Genomic DNA, 3546 nt, shown 5'->3' with positions numbered 1-3546 from the left:
GGCACCGGTGCCGCCGGCCGCGGAGCCCGGACGGGCGCCGGTCTCGCGCGCCGTGCTCGCCATCGCCGCGGCGGCGGCCGCGATCGTGGCCGTGATGGTCGTGGTCATCCTGGTCGCGCGGGATCCGGCGGACGACGACGCCGGCGACCCGCCCCCCGCGGCAGAGGTGGCCGCCGGGGCCGACGTCGAGGTCCCGGGCACCGCGCCCGACGGCGTGGACAGCGCCGGCAACACCGTCCGCTACACGGCGTCCAACCTCGTCGACGGCGACCCCAGCACCGCCTGGCGGGTCGAGGGCGACGCCGGCGGCGAGGAGATCGTCCTCACGCTGCCGGCGGCCCGGACCATCACCGAGGTCGGCATCGTCAACGGCTACGCGAAGGTCGACGACGAGAGCGGCGACCGCCGCTACGGCCAGAACCGCCGGGTGCTCGCCGTCACCTGGATCTTCGACGACGGCACCGAGGCCTCCTACGAGCTGGAGGAGACCCCCGATCCACAGGTCTTCACGCTCGACGCGCCGGTCGAGACGACGACCGTGCGGGTCCGCCTGGACGAGGTGTCCGAGCCCGGCGGCCGGGACTTCACCGCGATCGGCGAGCTCAGCCTGATCGGCCGCTGACCCCTCGGTGCGTGCCGCGGCAGGCCCGTGGGTACCGGACCGGCATGGGAGTCATCGAATCGGCCCGCGGACTGCTGTGGGCGCGACGCCGGCAACCGGACGAGCTCGCGTACGGCGTCGCACTGGCGCACGAACGCTTCCCGCCCGACGAGCTGCTGGCCCAGGCGGCCGCGGCCGAACGCGCCGGCTTCGACCTGGTGTGCTGCAGCGACCACCTGGCGCCGTGGTGGGAGCCCGGCGACCCGGCTCCGGCGGCCGGCGGCAACGCCTGGGTGTGGCTCGGTGCCGCGAGCCAGGTGACGAGCACGGTCGCGCTGGGGCCGGCGGTCACCGCCGTCGTGCACCGGTACAACCCCGTCGTGGTCGCCCAGCAGATCGCCACCCTCGAGATCCTGGCGCCCGGCCGGGCCTTCCTCGGGGTCGGGTCCGGCGAGGCGATGAACGAGGTGCCGGCCGGGATGCGGTGGCCGTCGGTGCGCGAGCAGCTGGACCGGTCGGAGGAGGCCCTGACGATCATCCGCCGGCTGCTCGACGGCGAGACCGTGACGTTCCGCGGCCGGTACTTCCAGACCGAGGCCGCGCGGCTGTACAGCCTGCCCGAGCGCCGCCCGCCCGTCTTCATGTCCGCCTTCGGGCCGCAGGCCGCGCAGATCGCCGGGCGGCACGCCGACGGCGTCTGGACCCTGGCCGACCCGCGCACGGTGCCCGCCGTCGTCGCCGGCTACCGCCGGGCGTGCGAGGAGGCGGGCCGGGAACCGGGCGAGATCATCCTGCAGGCGATCGCCGCCGTCGACGAGACCGGCGACGCGGCCCTCGACAGCGCCCGCGAGTGGAAGGCCATCCAGGTCAAGAGCCACTACAGCGACGACATCCACGAGCCGGCCCGGCTCCAGGCCAACGGCCGCGATCAGGTGTCCGACCTCGCCTTCAAGACCGCCGGCCTGTTCTCCCCCCGATCCCGAGGACCACGTACGCAAGCTCGAGGCGCTGCAGCAGCTCGGCGCCACGACGATCGTGGTCATGAACGTGGCGGGCCGCGATCCGGCCGGCACCATCCGCACCTACGGCGAGGCGGTGCTGCCGCGGCTCAGGGGGTGACGACGCGGTTCCGCCGCGCGCCGCGCCCGGCGCTGGCGCTCCTCGATGCGCTCCTGCTCGTCGAGCGAGCCGTGCCCGGCGTGCACGACGTCGTCGTCGGCACCGTCCGTGGCCTGCACCAGCTCGTCGAGCTTGAGCATCACCGCGCGAAGCTCCCGCGCGCTGACGTGCTGGATGAAGAACACCATGACGAACGTGACCGCTCCGGTGACCCCGAACAGCACGTTCAGCCAGGCCTGAGTGAATCCTTCGACCACCGCGACGACCAGCCACGCGGCCACCAGCACCGCCGCGAGGACGGCCGCCGCCGCGCTGCCGGCGAAGTCGACCACCGCCCGTGCCGCCGCCGACAGGCGACCATGCCAGGAGGCTTGTTCTGACGCGGCGGCACCCTCGCCGTCGTCGTTACGAGGGTCGCCCAGCGCCGCTCCGCGCGACCGGCGACCCTGGCCGGTGGTCGTCGCCATGTCCGTCGCTTACCCATCGGAGCGGAACGGACACGTCCGTACCACTGGGACGGCACGAGGGTGATCACCACGACTGCCCGAGCCTCGACACGATCGCAGGCGTGGTGCGACACGAGATCGCGTGCTGAACGTGATCATCTACGGCGTGGCGGAGCGGCCGTCGTGGCCGGCGTCGGCCCGCAGCTGGGCGTTCTCGGCCTCGAGGTCGAGGACCTTGGCGATGCCGGCGAGGTTGAGGCCGTCGTCGAGGAGCTGGCCGATGCGACGGAGCCGGTCGAGGTCGTCGGCGCTGTAGCGGCGGGTCCCGCCGTCGGTGCGGGCCGGCGTGAGCAGCCCCCGGGCCTCGTACAGGCGCAGGTTCTGCACACCCATGCCGACGAGCTCAGCCGCGACGGAGATGCTGTACACACCGCGCGCCGCGTCGACGTCGTCCCCGCTGGTCATACGCCCCTTCCATCGGATGCTTGCGGACTTCTCGCCACAGCGCTATAGAAAAACTATAGCGCATGCCATAGATCGCAGCCCGAGCGATCCATGGTCGAAGGAGCATCTCTTCTGACGCGATGGAGGTGGAACCGATGCTTATGCGCACCGATCCGTTCCGCGAACTGGACCGTCTGACCCAGCAGGTGTTCGGCGCTCGTGGCACCCTCGCCCGTCCCGCCGTCATGCCGATGGACGCCTGGCGCGAGGGCGACGAGTTCATCGTCGAGTTCGACCTGCCCGGCGTGGCCGCCGACTCGATCGACCTCGACGTCGAGCGGAACGTCATCACCGTCAAGGCCGAGCGCCCCACGCCCGAGAACGACAGGGAACTGATCGCGGCCGAACGGCCCCGCGGCGTCTTCAGCCGCCAGCTGGTCCTCGGCGACAACCTCGACCTCGACCGCATCTCGGCCCGCTACGACGCCGGCGTCCTGAGCCTGCGCATCCCGGTGGCCGAACAGACCAAGCCGCGCAAGATCACCGTCAGCAGCGGCGGCGCGGACCGGCAGGCGATCCGGGCCCACGGCGAGTCCGGCGAGCGGCGGCTGAGCGGCGGTCAGGAACCGGCCGTCGAAGGACAGGTCGAGTCGGTGCAGAACGGGCACACCGTGCCCGCCTGACCCGCACGTCGATGGCGATGCCCGGCAGCGTCCAGGTCGGTTTCGGGACCGACCACATCACCGTCGCGGACCGTGCGGACCAGGAGCTGATCGACGCCGAGTTCGCCGCGATCGTCGCCGCCTCGTGGCCGGACGACCAACCGGGCGGCCGCACGCGGTGCGACCTGTCCGAACGCCGGCCCGAGGGACCGCCGGCCGCGACGCCGCCCCGGCGTCAGCCGCCGGAGCGGCCGGCCCGGACGCCCCGGAGGCG

At 73.1% G+C, this 3546-nt stretch carries 4 protein-coding genes and 2 pseudogenes; 4 read left to right on the top strand and 2 right to left on the bottom strand.

The genetic code is table 11. The annotated features are described in order from the left end of the window. Together DY240_RS32415 and DY240_RS34205 are read left to right on the top strand one after the other, a co-directional pair. On the top strand, positions 1–622 hold a 622-nt coding region (locus DY240_RS32415; protein ID WP_199702234.1), incomplete at its 5' end, for a discoidin domain-containing protein. 44 nt (positions 623–666) lie between these two features. Further along, positions 667–1506 (top strand): annotated as a pseudogene (locus DY240_RS34205) (LLM class flavin-dependent oxidoreductase); the annotation flags it as partial. 177 nt (positions 1507–1683) lie between these two features. On the opposite strand, the gene DY240_RS34200 reads toward DY240_RS34205, so the two are convergent. Both DY240_RS34200 and DY240_RS23570 read right to left on the bottom strand, forming a co-directional pair. After that, positions 1684–2187, bottom strand: coding sequence for a low affinity iron permease family protein (locus tag DY240_RS34200; RefSeq protein ID WP_407659376.1), 504 nt, complete (start codon positions 2185–2187; stop codon positions 1684–1686). Positions 2188–2325: 138 nt separating this feature from the next. Beyond that, entirely contained in the window at positions 2326–2631 is a 306-nt protein-coding gene (locus DY240_RS23570; RefSeq protein ID WP_119662180.1) for a MerR family transcriptional regulator, read from the bottom strand. Positions 2632–2765: 134 nt separating this feature from the next. Between DY240_RS23570 and DY240_RS23565 the strand changes: the two are divergent. Continuing rightward, positions 2766–3194, top strand: a pseudogene (locus DY240_RS23565) (Hsp20/alpha crystallin family protein); the annotation flags it as partial. A gap of 116 nt (positions 3195–3310) precedes the next feature. Continuing rightward, on the top strand, positions 3311–3546 hold a 236-nt coding region (locus DY240_RS23560), incomplete at its 3' end, for a hypothetical protein (protein WP_147375479.1).

The organism is Jiangella rhizosphaerae, assembly GCF_003579925.1.
Taxonomy (GTDB): Bacteria; Actinomycetota; Actinomycetes; order Jiangellales; family Jiangellaceae; genus Jiangella; species Jiangella rhizosphaerae.
This window is presented reverse-complemented; position numbering and strand designations above follow the sequence as displayed.

Coding starts and splice junctions, on each gene's coding strand:
- DY240_RS23570 (WP_119662180.1), bottom strand. CDS start 2,631: ATGACCAGCGGGGACGACGTCGACGCGGCGCGCGGTGTGTACAGCATC.
- DY240_RS34200 (WP_407659376.1), bottom strand. CDS start 2,187: ATGGCGACGACCACCGGCCAGGGTCGCCGGTCGCGCGGAGCGGCGCTG.